Source organism: Streptomyces kanamyceticus (assembly GCF_008704495.1).
Classification (GTDB): Bacteria; Actinomycetota; Actinomycetes; order Streptomycetales; family Streptomycetaceae; genus Streptomyces; species Streptomyces kanamyceticus.
On record NZ_CP023699.1, the window covers coordinates 8,845,247 to 8,863,431 of the forward strand.

At 69.8% G+C, this 18,185-nt stretch carries 16 protein-coding genes; 8 read left to right on the plus strand and 8 right to left on the minus strand.

Features of this window, described 5'->3' with window-relative positions; translation table 11 throughout:
* The first annotated feature begins 156 nt into the window (after window positions 1-156).
* The 3 genes from CP970_RS38370 to CP970_RS38385 all read left to right on the plus strand — a co-directional run bounded on the left by CP970_RS38370 (window position 157) and on the right by CP970_RS38385 (window position 2,444).
* Window positions 157-477: a hypothetical protein gene (locus CP970_RS38370; RefSeq protein WP_055544671.1), complete on the plus strand. Its 321-nt coding sequence runs from the start codon at window positions 157-159 to the stop codon at window positions 475-477.
* The gene (locus CP970_RS38375; protein WP_055544672.1) at window positions 474-1,619 is read left to right on the plus strand and encodes a N(5)-(carboxyethyl)ornithine synthase; all 1,146 of its coding nucleotides are present in this window, start codon (window positions 474-476) and stop codon (window positions 1,617-1,619) included. Before CP970_RS38370 ends, CP970_RS38375 begins: the two co-directional genes overlap by 4 nt.
* 333 nt (window positions 1,620-1,952) lie before the next feature.
* Window positions 1,953-2,444 carry a hypothetical protein gene (locus tag CP970_RS38385; protein WP_055544674.1) on the plus strand — a complete coding sequence of 164 codons (492 nt, stop codon included), beginning with the start codon at window positions 1,953-1,955 and terminating at the stop codon, window positions 2,442-2,444.
* A gap of 34 nt (window positions 2,445-2,478) precedes the next feature.
* Here CP970_RS38385 and CP970_RS38390 read toward each other — a convergent pair whose 3' ends face one another.
* Window positions 2,479-4,314: a hypothetical protein gene (locus CP970_RS38390; RefSeq protein WP_055544675.1), complete on the minus strand. Its 1,836-nt coding sequence runs from the start codon at window positions 4,312-4,314 to the stop codon at window positions 2,479-2,481.
* 94 nt (window positions 4,315-4,408) lie between these two features.
* A complete protein-coding gene (locus CP970_RS38395; protein ID WP_055544678.1) occupies window positions 4,409-5,467 on the minus strand; it encodes a LacI family DNA-binding transcriptional regulator in 1,059 nt (352 codons plus the stop codon).
* Window positions 5,468-5,583: 116 nt separating this feature from the next.
* Between CP970_RS38395 and CP970_RS38400 the strand changes: the two genes are divergently transcribed.
* Window positions 5,584-6,546 carry an ROK family protein gene (locus CP970_RS38400; RefSeq protein WP_150494522.1) on the plus strand — a complete coding sequence of 321 codons (963 nt, stop codon included), beginning with the start codon at window positions 5,584-5,586 and terminating at the stop codon, window positions 6,544-6,546.
* 260 nt (window positions 6,547-6,806) lie between these two features.
* Here the strand turns inward: CP970_RS38400 and CP970_RS38405 are convergent, their stop codons facing one another.
* Complete coding sequence (locus CP970_RS38405; RefSeq protein WP_191095006.1) at window positions 6,807-8,924, minus strand: NPCBM/NEW2 domain-containing protein; 2,118 nt, start codon at window positions 8,922-8,924, stop codon at window positions 6,807-6,809.
* A gap of 267 nt (window positions 8,925-9,191) precedes the next feature.
* Between CP970_RS38405 and CP970_RS38410 the strand changes: the two genes are divergently transcribed.
* The 3 genes from CP970_RS38410 to CP970_RS38420 are packed head-to-tail and all read left to right on the plus strand — an operon-like array spanning window position 9,192 to window position 12,324.
* Complete coding sequence (locus tag CP970_RS38410) at window positions 9,192-10,460, plus strand: ABC transporter substrate-binding protein (protein WP_055543650.1); 1,269 nt, start codon at window positions 9,192-9,194, stop codon at window positions 10,458-10,460.
* A 2-nt stretch (window positions 10,461-10,462) separates the two neighbouring features.
* Window positions 10,463-11,395 carry a carbohydrate ABC transporter permease gene (locus CP970_RS38415; protein WP_079043113.1) on the plus strand — a complete coding sequence of 311 codons (933 nt, stop codon included), beginning with the start codon at window positions 10,463-10,465 and terminating at the stop codon, window positions 11,393-11,395.
* Complete coding sequence (locus tag CP970_RS38420; protein ID WP_055543649.1) at window positions 11,392-12,324, plus strand: carbohydrate ABC transporter permease; 933 nt, start codon at window positions 11,392-11,394, stop codon at window positions 12,322-12,324. The genes CP970_RS38415 and CP970_RS38420 overlap by 4 nt, the downstream gene beginning before the upstream one ends.
* Before the next feature lie 76 nt (window positions 12,325-12,400).
* Here CP970_RS38420 and CP970_RS38425 read toward each other — a convergent pair whose 3' ends face one another.
* Entirely contained in the window at window positions 12,401-12,592 is a 192-nt protein-coding gene (locus tag CP970_RS38425) for a CsbD family protein (protein WP_055543648.1), read from the minus strand.
* A 114-nt stretch (window positions 12,593-12,706) separates the two neighbouring features.
* On the minus strand, window positions 12,707-14,170 hold the full coding sequence (locus tag CP970_RS38430; RefSeq protein ID WP_224058950.1) for an MFS transporter: 1,464 nt from the start codon (window positions 14,168-14,170) through the stop codon (window positions 12,707-12,709).
* A gap of 106 nt (window positions 14,171-14,276) precedes the next feature.
* Between CP970_RS38430 and CP970_RS38435 the strand changes: the two genes are divergently transcribed.
* Complete coding sequence (locus CP970_RS38435; protein WP_055543647.1) at window positions 14,277-14,975, plus strand: TetR/AcrR family transcriptional regulator; 699 nt, start codon at window positions 14,277-14,279, stop codon at window positions 14,973-14,975.
* Here the strand turns inward: CP970_RS38435 and CP970_RS38440 are convergent.
* The 3 genes from CP970_RS38440 to CP970_RS38450 all read right to left on the minus strand — a co-directional run bounded on the left by CP970_RS38440 (window position 14,934) and on the right by CP970_RS38450 (window position 18,114).
* Window positions 14,934-15,323: an STAS domain-containing protein gene (locus CP970_RS38440; RefSeq protein ID WP_055543646.1), complete on the minus strand. Its 390-nt coding sequence runs from the start codon at window positions 15,321-15,323 to the stop codon at window positions 14,934-14,936. The genes CP970_RS38435 and CP970_RS38440 overlap by 42 nt on opposite strands.
* 179 nt (window positions 15,324-15,502) lie before the next feature.
* On the minus strand, window positions 15,503-16,900 hold the full coding sequence (locus CP970_RS38445) for an FtsW/RodA/SpoVE family cell cycle protein (protein ID WP_063805979.1): 1,398 nt from the start codon (window positions 16,898-16,900) through the stop codon (window positions 15,503-15,505).
* Window positions 16,888-18,114, minus strand: a complete 1,227-nt coding sequence (locus tag CP970_RS38450; RefSeq protein ID WP_107098800.1) for an LCP family protein — start codon at window positions 18,112-18,114, stop codon at window positions 16,888-16,890. The genes CP970_RS38445 and CP970_RS38450 overlap by 13 nt, the downstream gene beginning before the upstream one ends.
* Window positions 18,115-18,185 lie beyond the last annotated feature (71 nt).

Sequence of the window (18,185 nt, forward strand, 5' to 3'; positions counted from 1 at the left end):
AGTGGGTCGCGTCACTGGGAACAGTGGTTCGGACCTGCCGCATGCCGGAGTACGGTGGCAGTACCGGGCGTATCTCGCATACCGTCATCTGTTTCGGTATCGCTCTCGGAGAACGGCAAGTCCGGGGGCCTGTCGGCTCCCGAGGACGTAGGTCCGATGTACTCGCAATCCTCCATCTCCAACCGCCGCAGCAGCCGCCCGGCACCGACCGAAGAAACACTCTTCGGGCTGACCTGCGTCATCTGCGGCACCGATTACCGAACCGCACCGACCGTGGACGCCCTGGTGGTCTCCCACAGCGGTGATGGGCCCACGATGGCCTGCCGGGGCGTGTGCGCCCGGATGGCCAGTGGGTCCGCCACCGGTCTGGACGAGGCCCCGCTGTCCCTGGCCGAGCGCGTACGCCGATACGAGGCCGGGCGCGCCCGGAAACAGGCCGGTCAGGCGCGGGACGAGCAGCCGGGAAGCGACGCATGAGCCTGATGACTCTCGGCGTCATGTCCTCCTGTCACAAGGAGAACGAGTTCCGCCTCCCGCTGCACCCCCGCCATCTCGACCGCATCGACCCCGACGTACGCGAGCGCGTCTTCCTCGAGCACGGCTACGGCCTGCACTTCGGCCTCGACGACGAGGCGCTGCGCCCCTTCGTGGCCGGACTGCGCTCCCGCGAGCGGCTGATGGCCGACAGCGACGTGCTGCTGCTGCCCAAGCCGATGCACGAGGACGTCTCCGCGATGCGCACAGGCCAGGTGCTGTGGGGATGGCCGCACTGCGTGCAGGACGAGAAGTTGACCCAGCTCGGCATCGACCGGCGGCTGACCATGATTGCCTGGGAGGCCATGAACCACTGGACCGCCTCCGGTGCCTTCAGCGTGCACGTCTTCCACAAGAACAACGAACTGGCCGGTTACAGCTCCGTCCTGCACGCGCTGCAGCTCGGCGGCGCGACCGGCAGCTACGGTCGGCGTCTGCGCGCGGCGGTCATCAGTTTCGGTGCGACGGCGCGCGGAGCGGTGACGGGCCTGGGCGCCATGGGCGTGTCCGACGTCACGGTGCTCACCCAGCGCGACGCGGTGGCGGTCGCCTCGCCGATGTCGTCCGTGGTGATGAGCCATTTCCAGGAGCGGCCGGACGATCCGTCCCGCCTCCAGGCCTTGACCCCTGCCGGGCCGGTACCGCTCGCCGCATATCTGGCCGGGTTCGACATCGTCGTCAACTGCGTAAGGCAGGACACCGACGCGCCGCTGATGTTCGTCACGGAGAAGGAGCTGGACCTGTTCCGGCCGGGGACGTACTTCGTGGACGTGTCGTGCGACGAGGGCATGGGCTTCGAGTGGGCGCGCCCGACCACCTTCGGCGAGCCGATGCTCGCCGTCGGCGCCGGCTGCCACTACTACGCCGTCGACCACAGCCCGTCGCATCTGTGGGATTCGGCTACGTGGGAGGTCAGCGAGGCCGTCCTGCCGTATCTACGCAGGGTCCTCGAAGGCCCCGGTGCATGGGAGGCCGACGCCACGATCAGCAAGGCGATCGAGATCCGCGACGGAGTCGTCCGGAACCCGAAGATCCTCTCCTTTCAGCACCGGGCCGCCGCCTACCCGCACGACCAGACGCCGTAGGTCCCGACTCACGGACCGAGCCGTTGCGAGTCCGCCGAGTTGCTGGTCCGCCGGCTGCTCGGTGGAGACGACGGGGGTGCTCACGGGGTGCTCTCTCCATGACGCTGGGATGCGGTTGACGTGCGTCACTCGCCAGGCCAGCACCGGGACGACCCGACAATGCCGCGAGACGTACGATCGCTGGACGAACGTCTGGTGGGCCAAGACGGACGACGACAGCGGGAACAGGAACGTTTTCGTCAGTGACGTCCACTTCACGGGCGGCGACCAGGACAAGCCGCTGCCGGGCTTGCCCACTTGCTGACGGCACGGACACGGAGAGGGGACGCGGCCATGAGTGGAGAACACCGCACCGGCGGCACGGACGCGTTCTACGTCCGTGTTCAGGCAGCCGTCGCGGACGCGCCCACGCCGTACCGGTGGCAGCGCCGGGAGCGGGGGTTCGACATGATCGCGGACGTCCCGACGACGGGCCGCCACACCACCCAGGTCCACACCTACCGCGTCGACCTGGACCCGGGCGAGCTGACCTTCGTCATGACGGACATCGTCCGCACGGAGACCCATGGCCCGGGCCCGGTGCGCGCGCGGTCCGTCGAGACCGGCCGGAGCCGGTACTGGGTCACGGGTGGCTCCGTGGACGGCGCCGAGCGGCAGAGCTTCTCGTCCACCGCGGGCCACCGGCTGATCAGGGGCGTGGCGGGGGAGCTCGGCTGGCGGGAGATCAAGCCCACCGGCCAGCAGGCCGCGAAGGTCTTCGGCATCGTCGGCGGGGTCATCGCCCTGGGCACGCTGATCGCGCTCGCGGTCGTCTTCTGGCCCTGAGCCCGGCCGGAGGGACGGGAGAGCCCGCTCCGGGTCAGCGCCTGCTGATCCCGCCGCGGCCGCGCCGGGCGAAGTGCCGCGCGCGCAGCGACATCCGCGCCCGCATCCGTATGGTCACGACGCAGCCGACCAGCAGGACGAGGAGGCCCACGCTCACCACCTGCCAGGTGACCCCGTCGATCAGTTCGACCACGCCGAGGAAGGCGATGCCGAGCAGCAGCACCATCTCCCTGAGCTCCTTCTTGAGCTGGAACGAGCGACTGGCCCGGATGCGCACCGTGCCGAGCCACTGACCGTGGATGCCCAGCGCGTCCCAGATGCCCCGGTCGATGAAGACCCAGGGGAGGTCGGGATGGCAGCCGAGCGCGTCCAGGGAGCTCGGGAAACGGCTCGTCATGTTCCCGCCGTGCAGCTGCTTGCGGCGGTCGAGGATCTCCTCGCTGGTGCGGATGGCCTTGAGCTGCAGGACCGGCACGACGTCCTGCTCGTCGGGGAAGCCCTCGATGATGACGTCGTCACCGCTCTGTACGCCGAGCAGTGCCAGCGTCAGATCGTCGGCCAGGCACACCTCCTGCTCGGCGCTCGGACGGTCCGCGTCCTGGACCCGGCACGTGAGGTAGTTCGGGCGGCCGAAGAAGAACTGGTGCCAGCGCCGGTGCTGCCGGTGGGCGAGATGCGTCGGTCGCAGCGTGACCGGTTCGCCCGGTTCCAGGCCGAGCCCGACCCGCAAGGAGTGGTCGACCTGAACGGAGGTCATGTCGTTCTCGGGGATGTCCCCGGCGACCACGACACGGGCGAGGGCCCCGAGGCGCTCCTGACGCGCGGGCGGCGTGGCCTTCTGCACGAGCGCCTGCTGCGGGTGGCCCAGGTCGTCGGCGAGCTTGGCGGAGATCCTGATCGCGCCCGCGCCGCGATGGTCGAAGGCATCGGGCGTCCGGCCGGTCATGAAGCTTTCCGGGGGCAGCGGGTTGAGCGGGTGGATGTCGTCGTACACGTGGAGACGTAACGCGTCCGAGGCGTATTCCTCGAGGTCCGACTTCGTTATTCGGTCTTCGCGGGCGAACAGGCGAGTGCCCTCGTCACAGAGGGATTCATTGCCGCGCGCGGCGGCGCAGAAGGCCTCAGGGGTGTCACCGAACAGTGCGCGCAGGCCGTCCGACTCCGCGAGGATCCGGGTGAGGAGGTCCACTTCGCCCTCGTGCGGGCGCGGTGCCCCGGAAGGCTCCCGAAGAACGCCCCGCATGTTGACGTAGACGTACAGCTCGCTCAGCAGCTCGCCGGACGGCAGCTCCGCCTCGAACGGTCCCCGGCCGGGCAGCGCGGCCCGCTGGTATTCGCCGCCCGGCAGAGAGATTCCCTCCGAGGCGTCGATGACCTCCAGCTGGGCCGCGTCGAGCCAGGTGAGGAACAGGTGCCGGGTGGCGCCGGGATCCGCGTACGGCGCGGTCGCGACGTATCCGAGCGGGTTGACGTAAGGGGAGGCGCCGATGCCGATGCCCCGGACCTTGGCCATGATCATGGGGATGGTGGCCGATACCCCGGCGCCGCGCATCTTGTGGCGCAGCTGCGCGGGGGACGCGTTCGAACCGACGGACAGCACGGGATAGCGCTCGCCCACCAGCGGTTCGTTGGCGATCATCAGCGCGTGGTTGAGCGGCATGGGACCGGGCTGCCCCGGGTCGCCGGGGAAGCCCTCGGGAGGCGCGTCGACCGACCACTTCGCCAGCCGCCGACCCTTCACGGGGCTCAGCCGCAACAGCCGGTTCCTGTAGAGCAGTCCGGACTCCGTGGGCCACCGGCCCGGGTAGATCAAGGGGTGGTCACGAGGGGCTTCGGCAAGACCGAGTGTGTCGAGCGTGCGATCGTCCACGGTGCTCCCTGCCTCAGGGCGAGTTCCTGTGGTGCAACGACTCCTGCTGAGCGGACATCCTATGAAGATCGAGGCGCGGCGGAGGGCACATTGATCACGCGGGCGGAATCTCCCCGGAACCGCGGGGGATCAACGCCGTCCGCAACTCGATCCGGGCGGGCGCCTCTTCGGCGCCGTCCAGATGCCGGAAGAGGCGCTCCGCGGCGGTGCGGCCGAGGGCGGCCGCGTCCTGCGCGACGACGGTGATGCCCAGCAGATCGGCCAGCTCGATGTCGTCGAACCCGACCAGGGCGACGGGCCGTTCGTGGTCGGCGAGCACGCGCACCACCGTCACCGTCACGCGGTTGTTGCCCGCGAAGATGGCGGTCACCGGCTCCGGGCCCGTGATCATCGCGGTGGCGGCGGCCTGGACCCGCTCGGGCCCTGTGGCGCCGAGCGAGACCCAGGACTCCGACAGCTCGATCCCGGCGTCCTCCATGGCGGCGCGATAGCCGCGCAGCCGCTCTATGGCGGTGTGGATGCGCGGCTGGTCGCCGATGAAGCCGATGCGGCGGTGGCCGTGCGCGATGAGGTGGGCGACGCCGTCCCGCGCGCCGCCGAAGCTGTCGGAGAGCACGACGTCGGCGTCGATCTTCCCGGCGGGCCGGTCGACGAAGACGGTGGCGACACCGGCGGCGATCTCCGGCTCCAGATAGCGATGGTCGTCACCGGCCGGGATGACCACGAGCCCGTCGACCCGGCGGGCGCACAGCGCGAGCACCAACTCCTGTTCGCGGTCCGGGTCTTCGGCGCTCGATCCGTTGATGAGCAGCGCGCCGTGCGCCCGCGCGACCTCCTCCACGGCGCGGCTCAGCGGGCCGTAGAAGGGGTCGGCGAGATCTTCGAGTACGAGGCCGATGCTGGCGGTGCGGCCCTTGCGGAGCACGCGCGCGCTGTCGTTGCGGCGGAAGCCCAGCGCCTCGATGGCCTCCTGTACGCGGCGTTCGGTGTCGGGGGTGACCCCGGGCTCTCCGTTCACGACACGGGAGACCGTCTTGAGGCCCACGCCCGCGCGCGCGGCGACGTCCTTCATGGTGGGACGGTTGCCGTAGCGGTTCTCGGGTCGTCGGGGGGCGGTCTCGGCCACGGTGCGCTGTCCTGTCCTGTCGTCCATGAGGTGGTCCATGAGCATGTGGCGTCGAGCATAGAGCCTGGACAACGTTGTCAGATGCGAGAGAGACTGTCCAACGCACTCTCCGGCCTGCCCATACACCAGGAGACCCGACACAGATGCACATGGACCTCGTCGCCGCACTCGACATCGGCGGCACCAAGATCGCCGGAGCCTTGGTGGACGGCCACGGCCGGATCGTGCTGCGCGCCCAGCGGCCGACGCCCTCGCGCGAGGAGGGCGGCACGGTCATGCGGGCGGTCGAGGAGGTCCTCGGCGAGCTGACGTCAAGTCAACTGTGGTCCAGAGCAGGCACGGTGGGCATCGGCAGCGCGGGCCCCGTGGACGCCTCAGCGGGTACCGTCAGCCCCGTCAACATCCCCGGCTGGCGCGACTATCCCCTGGTCGACCGGGTCCGCGCGGTCACCGGCGGCCTGCCCGTCGCCCTCGTCGGCGACGGTGTCGCGATGACCGCGGCCGAACACTGGCAGGGCGCGGCCCGCGGCCACGACAACGCGCTGTGCATGGTGGTGTCCACGGGCGTCGGCGGCGGCCTGGTCCTCGGCGGCGCGCTGCACCCCGGCCCCACGGGCAACGCGGGGCACATCGGCCACATCAGCGTGGATCTCGACGGCGACCCGTGCCCGTGCGGGGCGCGCGGCTGTGTCGAGCGGATAGCGAGCGGCCCGAACATCGCCCGCCGGGCCGTCGAGGGCGGCTGGGTACCGGGCCCGGACGGCGACACGTCGGCGGCCGCGGTGGCGACCGCCGCGCGCGCGGGCGACCCGGTGGCCCTCGCCTCCTTCGAGCGCGCGGCCCAGGCGCTCGCCGCGGGCATCGCCGCCACGGCGACGCTCGTCGAGATCGACATCGCGGTGATCGGCGGGGGAGTGGCGAAGGCGGGCGACATCCTCTTCACCCCACTGCGCCGCGCCCTGCACGACTACGCCACGCTCTCCTTCGTACGCCAACTGACCGTGGCACCCGCGCTGATGGGTACGGACGCGGGCCTGGTCGGAGCGGCGGCGGCCGCGCTCGGCGGTGGGTCGAGCGCGGCGGCCGTGGAACTGAGGCCTGCGTAGGGGGTGTTGGGGGCGGGGTGGGCCGGGCGGGGCTTCCGCCCGGCCCGTGGCTGCGGCCCGTGGGCGGGGCCATTGGTAACTCGGCCTGCCGCGCGGCACGTTGGCTCGCCGCGCCGCATGTCCTGCCGTGGCGCCGCGGGTCGGCCCGTGGCGTCGCACGTCGGCCGCAGGCCGTACGTTGGCCCGCAGGGCGCAGGCCGCACGTCGGCCTGCAGCACCACACATCGTCCCCCGGCACCCCACCCCGACCCCACCTCACCTCAGCAACTCAGCGTCGCCTCCGCCCAGTCCGCGTGGTCCGAGTCGTTGCCGTCGCCGCCGTCCGTGACGACGAGGCGGACCACCCGGGCACCGGTCACGTCGGCCGACAGTTCCTGCGCGGGCATGGCGTTGGTGAGGACTCCGGTGGACGCTGTCTTCTTGCCGTCCGCCCAGATCTCGAAGACGACCGTGCCCTTGAGGAGCTTCTCGTCGTCGAGGCCGACCTGCGCGGTGACCTTCTCGCAGGTGCCGCCGGTGTAGTACTCCACCGCGCTGTCCGCGTGGACGCCGAGCCCCTTGGCGTACACCTTGCCGCCGATGGTGATCGGGTTGCCGTCGCCGCCGACGTTCTCGCCGTTGCTGGTGTTGCGTTCGACGGGACCCCAGCCGTTGGTCGCGGTGATCCACGGCAGGTCACCCAGTGCCGAAGCGCCCGCGGGCGGCGCGACGACGACGTCGGCCGTCAGGGGCAGGACGCTCTCGGCGCGGGCACCCTGGGGCGAGCGGTAGGTGGACTTGAGCGTCAGGTCGTACTTGCCGGGGGCCGTGCCCGCGGGGGCCGTCACAGCCCAGGACGTGGTGAGCGCCTTGCCGGTGCCCAGCGAGCGCGCGGTGGTCGGCGAGGTGGCCTTCAGGCCCCAGCCCGAGGGTCCGGTGAGCGCGACCGACACGTTCTTGGCGGCGGTGCGGCCGAGATTGGTCACCTTGGAGGTGAGCGCGCTCTGCTTGCCCGCCTCCACCAACGCGGCTCCGTCCGCGCCGAGTTCGACGGCAGGCGGGTTCTTGGCCCACGTGCCGTCCGCAGACACGCGCAGCAGTACCGTGCCGTGCGCGGGCACGGTCGCCGAGATGGCGCCCGCGGTGTTGTAGCTCTTGTGCTGCCACAGGTCGCGCAGCGTGTACCCGTCGGCGGCGGGAAGGCCGACGGCCTTCGCGGTGGTGGCGATGGACTGGGCGGTGCCGGTCTCGTTGAAGAGGGCGACGGCGCGGCTGCCGTCCTTCATCTCCTTGGCGACGACCCAGCGGCCGTTCTGCGTCGAGAGGACCTCGCCCTGCTTGCCCAGGGGGTCCTGGTCGACGGCGATGACCTCCTTGTTGCCGAGGATCTCGTAGGTCTCCGGCGTCGCCTTGCGCAGATCGGAGCCGATGAGCAGCGGCGCGGCCATGATCGACCACATCGAGAAGTGCGTGCGGTACTCCGTGCCGCTCATGCCGCCGTTGCCGACCTCGAGCATGTCGGGGTCGTTCCAGCGGCCGGGGCCCGCGTACTTGGCGAGCGGCAGGTTCTGCTTCATGATCGCCAGCATCGAGCCCCAGCTGTCGCTGATGTCACCGGTGGTGCGCCACAGGTGACCGACGTCGGCGGCCCACTCCCAGGGCTTGTTCTCGCCCCACTCGCAGATGCTGTAGACGATGGGCCTGCCGACCGCGTCGGACGCGGCCTTCAGCGCGTCGCGCATCGCGATGTAGCGCTGCTTGGCGTCGACGCCCTGGTTGTTGCAGTTGTCGTACTTGAGGTAGTCGACGCCCCAGTCGGCGAACTGCTGGGCGTCGCTGCGCTCGTGGCCGAGCGCGCCGGGGAAACCGGCCGGGTTGCAGGTCTTGGTGCCCGCGCTGGTGTAGATGCCGAGCTTCAGGCCCTTGGCGTGCACGTAGTCGGCGACCGCCTTGATGCCGTTGGGGAATCGCTTGGGGTCGGGCACCAGCTTGCCGTTCGCGTCGCGCGCGGGCAGCGCCCAGCAGTCGTCGAGGTTGACGTACTGGTATCCGGCGTCCTTGAGCCCCTTCTCGACGAAGATGTCCGCGATCCCCTTGACCATCGCCTCGTCGAACTCGGCCCTGCAGTGGGTGGAGTTCCAGTTGTTGAAGCCCATAGGAGGCGTGCGGGCGAGGCCGTCGGGGAGCCGCGCGCCGGGATCGGCGGAGGTGGAGGCCCTGTCCGCCGCGTCGCGCGCGGACGCGGAAGTGGCGGAAGGCGTGGAAGTGGTGGAAGGCACGGAAGGCGCGCGGTCCGCGGCGGCGGACGCGGGCGCGGCGAGACCGGCCGCACACAGCAGCCCGGTGGCGAGCGATCCGACCACTCTTCGGCGGGTTGTGCGGAATGGGCGATGACGCATCGTTACGTTCCTCCGTACTCGCGAAAGATGGGGGGTTTGCGTGAACGTGTCATGCGTGCGCGCTTACGGTAGGGCGTGTTGGAGTCTGTTGGAAGGGGAGCGGTAACGGTTCGGCCGCCTGGCGCCAAAACCCTTGACTGCGGTGCCTCTTGGGAGTGGGATCCAACCCTCGCGTTCGGTTGTGTTTGGTTGCACCCCGAGGAGGGGGACATGGCACAGTCATCGTTCAGCGGTCCCGTCGTGCCCCGAAGCATGACAGGACATCGGATGTCCCGGCGGAATGTCCTGCGCGGTGTGGCCGCCGGAGCCGGGGCGGTCACCCTTCCCGCCCTGCTCACCGCCTGCGGCGACGGACCCGGCGGCAACAAGAACGAAGTCACGATGGGCTCCAACTCCTCGGACGCGGTGCCGAAGAAGGCGTTCCAGGACGCCTTCGACGCGTACAAGAAGAAGACCGGCAAGACCGTCAAGGTCCACACCACAGAGCACAACGAATTCCAGCAGAACATCACGCGCTATCTGCGGGCCACCCCGGACGACGTCTTCATGTGGTTCGCCGGATATCGCATGCAGTACTTCGCGGAGAAGGGTCTGCTGGTCGACATCAGCGATGTGTGGAAGGGATTCAGTGGCTTCTCCCAGGCGCTGAAGGATCAGTCCACGCACGACGGCAAGCAGTACTTCGTGCCGTACTACTACTACCCATGGGCCGTCTTCCACCGCAAGAGTCTCTTTGCGAAACAGGGATACGAACAGGCCAAGAACTGGGACGAGTTCATCGCGCTCGCCAAGAAGATGCACAAGGACGGGATCCCGGTCGCCTTCTGCGACAAGGACGGCTGGCCCGCCATGGGCACCTTCGACTACATCAACATGCGCCTGAACGGATACGACTTCCACAAGGGCCTGATGGCGGGCGAGGAAGCCTGGACGGACACCAAGGTCAAGAAGGTCTTCGACCTGTGGCGCGAACTCATGCCCTACTACCAAAAGGGCGCCCTCGGCCGCACCTGGGAAGAGGCGGGGCAGGGCCTGCAGAAGCGCAGGACGGGCATGGCGGTCTTCGGAATGCCGCACCCGGGGCAGCAGTTCCCGGCCGACGAGCGGGACGACATCGACTTCTTCGCCTTTCCGGAGATCGACCCCGCGCACGGACAGGACGCCGTGGAGGCGCCGATCGACGGGTTCCTGATCGCGAAGAAGGCCAGGAACGTCGACGCGGGGAAAGACCTCCTGGAATGGCTGGGAACGCCCGGGGCCGAAGAGGTCTATCTGGCCGGCGACCCGAACAACGTCGCGGTCAACGACAAGGCCGACACCGCCAAGTACAGCGCCCTGCAGAAGAAGTCCGCCGAACTGGTCTCCGGGGCGAAGCAGATCTCGCAGTTCCTCGACAGGGACACCCGTCCCGACTTCGCGCAGACCGTCATGATCAAGGCGCTGCAGGACTTCATCGACGATCCCCAGGACGTCGACGGTCTCGTCAACCGCATCGAGCGGCAGAAGAAGGACATCTTCGCGCAGGCCGCCGGCTGACCATGAGGGGATCGCGTTCCGTGCCGTCGAAAGCAGCCGGACGCGCCGGGCGGCGGGGCCCGCGGCGCTTCACGCGCCGCGACACCATCGTCCTCGGCGTACTCCTGGGAATTCCCGTCCTCCTCGAAGCCGTCATCGTGTGGGGGCCGACACTGGCCTCCATCGGCCTGTCCTTCACCTCGTGGGACGGCATCGGCGACATCCAGTGGGTGGGCGGCAAGAACTACGAAAGCCTCGTCGACAACTATCCGGCCTTCTGGCCCGCTGTCCGCCACAACCTGCTCTGGATCGCCTTTCTCGGCCTCGTGGCCACTCCGTTCGGACTGCTGCTCGCCGTCCTCATCGACCGGGGCGTACGGTTCAGCCGCTTCTACCAGTCCGTGCTGTACATGCCGGTGGTGCTCTCGCTCGCCGTCGTCGGCTTTATGGCGCAACTGCTTCTCGGTACGGACCAGGGCGTGATCAATACGGCGCTCGGCAATGAGAGCGACCCCATCGACTGGCTCGGCAATTCCGACCTCAACATCTGGATGATGATGATCGCCGCGAGCTGGCGGCACACCGGATACGTGATGATCCTCTATCTGGCCGGGCTCAAATCGGTCGATCCCGCGCTCAAGGAAGCGGCCGCGATCGACGGGGCGAACACCCGCCAGACCTTCTTCCGCGTCGTCTTTCCGACGCTGCGTCCCGTCAATGTCATCGTCGGTGTGATCACGGTCATCGAAGCGCTGCGGGCCTTCGACATCGTGTACGCGGTGAACAAGGGCCGAAACGGGCTCGAACTCCTCTCCGTCCTCATCACCGACAACATCATCGGCGAGGCCAGCCGCATCGGATTCGGCTCAGCCATCGCGGTCGTCCTGCTCACCGTCTCCCTGGGATTCATCGTGACGTTCCTGGTCCAAGAGCTGCGAGGTGCGCGCGACCGATGACCGCAGACCTGCGTCCCGCCTCTCCCGGCCGCGCGTCCACCCGTCCTTCCTCCGGGTCGCCGCGCGCCGAACGCCCGCGCCGCAGGGGCCGGTTCGGGGTCCCGCTCTTCCTGGCGGCCGTCTCCCTCGCCTTCCTCGCGCCCCTCCTCCTCGCCGTCTACGCGTCGTTGCGCCCGTACGAGGAGACGGCGGAACACGGCTACTTCTCCTGGCCCGAGCGCCTTTCCTTCGACTACTACCGCCAGGCCTACACCGAATCCGGCATGGGCAAGTACTTCACCAACACCCTGCTGATCGCCGTTCCCGCGGTCCTCATCACCCTCTTCCTCGCGTCGTTCGTCGCCTTCGCCGTCTCACGGGTGCGGATCCGCGGCGGACTGGTCCTGCTGATGCTGTTCACCGCGGGAAACCTGCTGCCCCCGCAGGTCCTCGTGACCCCGCTCTACGCACTGTTCCTCAAGATTCCGCTGCCCTGGTGGATGTCCGACTCGCTCACCCTCTACGACTCGTTCTGGGCGCTCATCCTCGTCAACGTCGGCTTCCAGATCGGCTTCTGCGTATTCGTCCTCTCCAACTTCATGCGGACGCTCCCGAAGGAGATCCTGGAGGCGGCGATCGTGGACGGCGCGGGGGTGTGGACCCAGTTCTGGCGGATCACCCTGCCGCTGTGCCGCCCGGCCCTCGCGGCCCTGGCGACCCTCGAATTCACCTGGATCTACAACGACTTCCTCTGGGCCCTGATCTTCATCTCGAACCCGGACAAGCTCCCGATCACGTCATCGCTGAACAACCTCCGCGGTCAATTCTTCACGGACTACAACTTGTTGGCCGCGGGTTCGGTCCTGGTGGCCCTCCCCACGGTCCTGGTCTTCCTGCTCCTTCAGCGGCACTTCATCGCGGGGCTCACGCTGGGAGCGAGCAAGGGGTGAAGGCAGGCCATGCGCCACGAGCCGCCCGGCGCACGCCAGAGCCCCGCCGACCAGCGGCGGGGCTCGGCGGGAAGCGTCAGGAATCGTCGCGCTTGAGGGAATCCTTCATGCCCTCCGCGCGGTCCTTCAGGGAGTCCATCGCGTCCTTGACACTGCCCTTGGCCTGGTCGGTCTTGCCCTCGGCCTGCTGCCGCTCGTCGCCGGTGGCCTTGCCGAGCATCTCCTTGGCCTTGCCCTTGAGCTTGTCCATGGTGCCGTCGTCACCCATGACCACTCCTCACGCTGCCGTTCGGGGTACCCGATCAACGTAGGCCGACGGCCCCCATCCCGCGCGCTGGACGGTGGCGCTCCGTGACGACGCCGTGAGCTGGCCCTTCGCCCCTCACGGCGCCCCGACCCTGATCCGGTGAGCCACCAGGATTCCGGCCGCCGCCAGCGCGCCGGTCAGTGCGAACGTCGCCGTCAGCGCGGTCGAGACCGAAGAGCCGTGTGCGTCGCTGAGGGCCACCGCCGCGCCGCCCAGGCCGCTGAGGACCGCCACCGCGAGCGTCTGCGCGAGCTGCATCGATCCGCTCGCCTCGCCCTGGCGATCGGCTGAGGCCTGTTCCATCGTGTCGGTCGTCGCCGCGTTGAAGGCGACGCCCATGCCCGCACCGCCGATCGCCCAGCCCGCGACGGCCGTCAGGGCCGGTGTGGCCTCGACCAGGATGCCGAGCGCCATCACGACGATGCCCGCGAGCAGCACCGCGAACCCGGCCGCGATCGGCACCGCGCGCGACCGCCCGCTCCAACGGCCGTCCGCCTTGCCCTGCCAGGCCGCGCCCGCCACCCAGGTGATCGCGCCCGCCGAGAGACCGAGCCCGGCCTCGGTCGCGCTCAACTCCCGCAGCTCGACCAGGCCGAGGGGCAGGAACGCCTCGCTGCCGAAGTACGCGCCGCACAACAGGAACCGCAGCACCACCCCCGTCGGCACTCCGCGGCGCACGGTGAGCGTGCCGGGCGGTGTGACCGAGCGCAGGGCGCCGACCGCGACGACGGCGCCGACCGCGGCCAGCGGAATCAGCAGGGCGACCGTACGGAGTTCGAGACCGGCCAGGAAGACGGCCGTACCGGCGGCGAGCAGCACGCTGCGCGCGACCGGCGTGGCCCACCACGGTCCTTGTTCCCCCGCCGGTGCCGGGTCGGGCCCGCCCAGGCGGCGCAGCTGCGGCAGGGCGAGCGCGGCGGCCAGCGCGACGAGGGGGAGCAGGAGGACGAACACGCCGCGCCAGGAGATCCCGTCGGCGATCACCGCCGCGATGGTCGGGCCGATCAGCGAGGGCACCGTCCAGGCACCCGAGACGAGCGCGAACATCCGGGCCCGCAGGTGCTGGGGATAGGCCAGGGAGATGGCGGTGTACGCGAGGGCCATGACGGCACCGACGCCGAGGCCCTGGAGGAAGCGCCCGGCAAGGAAGAGCGGCCAGTTGGGTGCGGCACCGGCCACCGCGCAACCGACGGCGAAGACGGTGAGGCCGATGGCCAGCGGCCGGGCGGGACCGCGCCGGTCGGCGGCCCGGCCCGCCGCGACCGTACCGATCAGATTGGCCAGCATCAGCGCGGAAAGGCCCCAGCCGTAGGCCCCCAGGCCGCCGAGGTTTCCGGCGATCTCGGGAAGGACGGTGGCCACGCCCATCGACTCGAAGGCCACCAGGCCGACCGAGAGGACGATGCCCCAAGTCAGCGCGGCATAGCGGCCCGTGAGCACGCTCTCGTGGGCTTTTCCACGCTGGGGGCCGTGGGTGGTGTCGGTCAAGGCAGCGGGCTCCGTGCGCACGCGGTCGGCGGTCGACTTCTGCTCGGACAAGACGGGGCTCCTTGCGTAGCGGCTGACGCTTCGGCTCGCGTTCCGATCCGTATTTACATTTCGATCCGGACCGGAACGAAAACACATGCTACCTATACTGCTTCGCATGGCAACACCCGATCCCGCGTCCCGCGCCGCCACCCGCCCCGCGGGACGCCCGCGCGACACCCGGCTCGACGACGCGATCCTGTCGGCGACGCAGGAGTTGCTGCAGGACGTCGGCTATCCCGGCCTGACGATGGAGGCGGTGGCGCGCCGCGCGGGCACGACCAAGCCCGCGATCAGGCGGCGTTGGGCCTCCCGGCAGCACCTCGTCATCGCGGCCCTCGCCGACACGATGGGCACGGCGCCCACGCCCGACACCGGCTGCACGCACTGCGATCTGATCGAGGGCATCGACACCCTCAGCCGTGCCTTCGGCGGCCGCCTCGGGCGGCGTACGCTCCCGGCGCTGATGGCCGACCTGGCCGACGATCCCGCACTGGACCGGGTGTTCACCGAGACGATCTTCCGTCCGAGGCGGGCGACCACCGAGGCGGCGCTGCGCCGCGGCATCGAGCGGGGCGACATCCGCGCCGACGCGGACATCGACCTGCTCCTGGACCTGCTCGGCGCCACCACGTACCACCGGGTGCTCTTCGGGCACCTGCCCGTCACGGACTCACTGGCCCACGACGTGGTGATGACGGTCATGGGCGGTGCCGCGACGCCGCGTTGGCGCGGCCGCTACCAGCGGCACCACGAACCGGCCGCGCCGGACGGATCAGTTCTCGCCGAACGGCCCGCGCAGCGCCGCCCCCAGTGACGGCACGGGGCACAGGAGCGGCGTGAGCCTGGTGATGCGCAGCATGCGCAGGGTCAGCGGATCCGTGCACACCACGCGCAGGTCGCCGCCCCTGCCCCGCACCCGCCGACGGGTCCGCATCAGCAGGGAGATGCCGGAGCAGTCGAAGAAGGTGACCTGGCTGAGGTCGATGACGACCAGCAGTTCGGCCCCCGAGGCGGCGGCGTCCATCAGTGACACCGTCTGCTGATAGGCCACGAGGTCCACGTCGCCGTGGAGTTCGACCACGATCGCTCCGTCGAGCCCGTAGACGCTCGGCGGTGGACCGGGTCCCTCTGGTTCGTACTTGCCCAGCTCTGTCTGTAGCATCCATCCCCCCCAGCGCCTGCGTCGGACTCCTGGAGTGGGAGGCGCGACGGGCCGGTCATGTCCTTGAGATCGCCGGGGGCCGGGGCGTCTGTCGGATCACGCTAGCGGGGGCTGGTGCACTCTGGCGTGCGGGAACGATTCATGGAAGCGCCGCACCACACGATGGGGTGAAGTGGGCCCTAAATCCTTGACAGTTTGGGGGAGGGGTTGGTCGGTTCCGCTATGTCGTGATGGAACTGGTCTGTCCGGGCCTGGTGTTTCGCCCCCGCCTGATGGCTCACGACCAGGAGCAGCGAGACGAGAAGCCAGTTCGCGACCATCGAAGAGCCGCCCTGGGCGAGGAACGGCAATGCCTTGCCGGTGAAAGGCATGAGACCGGTCACGCCCGCCGTCACGATGAACACCTGCAGCGCGAGCACCAGGGAGAGCCCCGCGGCGAGCAGCTTCCCGAACGGGTTGTCGCAGGCGATGGCCGTACGCAGACCACGCTGGACGAGCAGGGTGTAGAGCAGCAGCACGGCCGTCATCCCGGCGAGCCCGAGCTCCTCGCCGACGGTGGTGAGGATGAAGTCGCTGCGCCCGGCGAACCCGATGAGTTCGGGGTGCCCCTGCCCGAGCCCCGTCCCGGTGACGCCGCCGCTGCCGAAGCCGAACAGGGCCTGCGCCGCCTGGTCGGAGACGAGGCCGGGCGGACGCTGATCGGGCGGCAGGTAGATGTCGAAGGGGTGCAGCCAGGCGAGGATCCGGCCGCGTACGTGCGGTTCCGTCGCGCCGACCGCGGTGGCGCCGACCGCCGCCATGGCGATCCCGCACACCACCCAACTGGTGCGCTCCGTGGCGATGTAGAGCATGACGATGAAGACGCCGAAGAACAGCAGCGAGGTGCCCAGGTCTCGCTCGAAGACCAGTACGAGCAGGCTCAGCAGCCACACGGCGGCGATCGGGCCGAAGTGCCTGCCGTGCGGCAGGGTCAGGCCGAGCACGCGCCGCCCGGTGAGGGCCAGCGCGTCGCGCCGCGGCACCAGGAAGGCCGCGAAGAAGATCACGATGGTGACCTTGGCGAACTCGCCCGGCTGGAAGGAGAACGGGCCGAGATAGACCCAGCGCTTGGCGCCGTAGGTGTCGCCGGGGAAGAACGCGGGCGCCATCAGGAGGGCGAGCGACACCGCCATCGCGACGTACAGATAGCGCTGCAGCCGACGGTAGTTGCGCAGGAACTTCAGGAGCAGGACGGCGGCTGCCACCGCGAGGACGGTCCACACGAGCTGTCCGGTGCTCGCGGGCGCCGAGTCGTAGCGCGCGGCGTACGCCGGATCGAGGCGGGCGAGCAGGACCAGGCTGAGGCCGGTGAGCAGGAAGGCGAGCGGGAGGATGAGCGGATCCGCGTACGGCGTGTAGCGGCGTACGGCGAGGTGGGCGGCGGCGGCCAGGCAGACCTGGGACGCGGCGAAGCCGAGCAGCTGTCCGGGCAGCTCGCCGCTGAGCGCGAGGCCCGCGCTCGCGTGGCCAAGGACGACGACGGCGACGGCGAGGGTGAGCAGTCCCGCTTCGGTGCGCCGGGGGTTCAGTCCACGCACGGCACACCGCCACCGGAGACCTTCGGGTCGTCGTGACCGGAGTCCTTCTCCGCGCTGTCCTTCTCCGCGCTGTCCTTCTTCGCGTCGTGCTTCTCCGCGTCGTGTTCGGGTTTGAGCTGTCCTGTCTGTTCCTGGACGCGTCGGCGTACCAGGTCGCGGTCGACGATGTTGACGTCCTCGCCGTTGTGCCGGGCGAAGGACTCCACCGGCAGGGTGGTGAACTCCACGTTGCCGCCCGTCAGGTTCCTGGCCTCCTTGACGAAGGAGAACACGCCCCAGCCCTTGTCGAGCACCACGTTCTCCTTGACCACGTCCTTGAGGTCCAGGAGACGGCCGGGGTTGGTCAGCGTGCCCAGGCTGTTGGCCTGGTGCAGCGCCGACGCGAGGAACGCCTGCTGGCGGCGGGTGCGGTCCAGGTCGCCGCGGGTCAGACCGTGCCGCTGCCGTACGAAGGCCAGCGCCTCCTGGGCGTTCAGTTTCTGTTCGCCCGCGGGGAAGTCGGCGCCCGAATAGCGATCCTTGACGGGGTGGTTGAGGCAGACCTCGACGCCGCCCAGGGCGTCGGCCAGATGGTAGAAGCCCGCGAGATTGACCTCGGCGAAGTGGTCGACGGGCACGCCGAGGAAGGTGCGCACCGTCTCGATCTGGGACCGCCTGCCCGCTTCGCGTCCCGCCTGCTCCAGCTCGTGCCGGTCCTTCACGCCGCGCTTGAGCAGCCGGTTCTCCTCGTCCGCCTTGGCCAGGCCGTACGCCTTCTTGATCTTGTCCTTGCCGTGCCCCGGTATGTCGACGAGGTCGTCGCGCGGGATGGAGAAGCCCTTGGCCTTGCCGCCGTCGGCGGGCACGTGCAGCAGGATCAGTGTGTTGGCGTTGTAGCCGCCGATCTCCGAGCTGCCCGCGTGCAGCTTCTTCAGGACGTCCCGGGGGAGTTCGTCCCCGTTCTGGTCCTTGCGGGTGTCCAGGCCCATGAGCAGGATGTTCGTGGAGCCGTCCGTGGACTTGGGCGCGTCGGGGCCGAGGGCCGCCGATGAGCCGATGCTGTCCAGCTCGCGGTACATGTACCAGGCCGCCGCGCCGCCGCCGAGCATCAGGACGGCGGTCAGCACCAGCAGCGTGCGCAGCAGCCGGGCCCGGCGCGAACGCCGTCGCTGACGCGCTGGGTGGGCACGCGCGCGGTGCCGGGGGCCGGTTGCTCGGGGCGGGTGCGGGGACATGGAGACGATCCTGCGGGCCCGTTGCTGAGGGGATTCTGAGGAACCGGAAGGGCGCTTCAGCAAGACGTGGG

Bases quoted from the DNA above. Each gene is read 5' to 3' on its own strand.
- CP970_RS38370 (WP_055544671.1), top strand. From the start codon at position 157: ATGTACTCGCAATCCTCCATCTCCAACCGCCGCAGCAGCCGCCCGGCA.
- CP970_RS38375 (WP_055544672.1), top strand. From the start codon at position 474: ATGAGCCTGATGACTCTCGGCGTCATGTCCTCCTGTCACAAGGAGAAC.
- CP970_RS38385 (WP_055544674.1), top strand. From the start codon at position 1,953: ATGAGTGGAGAACACCGCACCGGCGGCACGGACGCGTTCTACGTCCGT.
- CP970_RS38395 (WP_055544678.1), bottom strand. From the start codon at position 5,467: ATGGACGACAGGACAGGACAGCGCACCGTGGCCGAGACCGCCCCCCGA.
- CP970_RS38400 (WP_150494522.1), top strand. From the start codon at position 5,584: ATGCACATGGACCTCGTCGCCGCACTCGACATCGGCGGCACCAAGATC.
- CP970_RS38405 (WP_191095006.1), bottom strand. From the start codon at position 8,924: ATGCGTCATCGCCCATTCCGCACAACCCGCCGAAGAGTGGTCGGATCG.
- CP970_RS38410 (WP_055543650.1), top strand. From the start codon at position 9,192: ATGTCCCGGCGGAATGTCCTGCGCGGTGTGGCCGCCGGAGCCGGGGCG.
- CP970_RS38415 (WP_079043113.1), top strand. From the start codon at position 10,463: ATGAGGGGATCGCGTTCCGTGCCGTCGAAAGCAGCCGGACGCGCCGGG.
- CP970_RS38420 (WP_055543649.1), top strand. From the start codon at position 11,392: ATGACCGCAGACCTGCGTCCCGCCTCTCCCGGCCGCGCGTCCACCCGT.
- CP970_RS38425 (WP_055543648.1), bottom strand. From the start codon at position 12,592: ATGGGTGACGACGGCACCATGGACAAGCTCAAGGGCAAGGCCAAGGAG.
- CP970_RS38435 (WP_055543647.1), top strand. From the start codon at position 14,277: ATGGCAACACCCGATCCCGCGTCCCGCGCCGCCACCCGCCCCGCGGGA.
- CP970_RS38440 (WP_055543646.1), bottom strand. From the start codon at position 15,323: ATGCTACAGACAGAGCTGGGCAAGTACGAACCAGAGGGACCCGGTCCA.
- CP970_RS38450 (WP_107098800.1), bottom strand. From the start codon at position 18,114: ATGTCCCCGCACCCGCCCCGAGCAACCGGCCCCCGGCACCGCGCGCGT.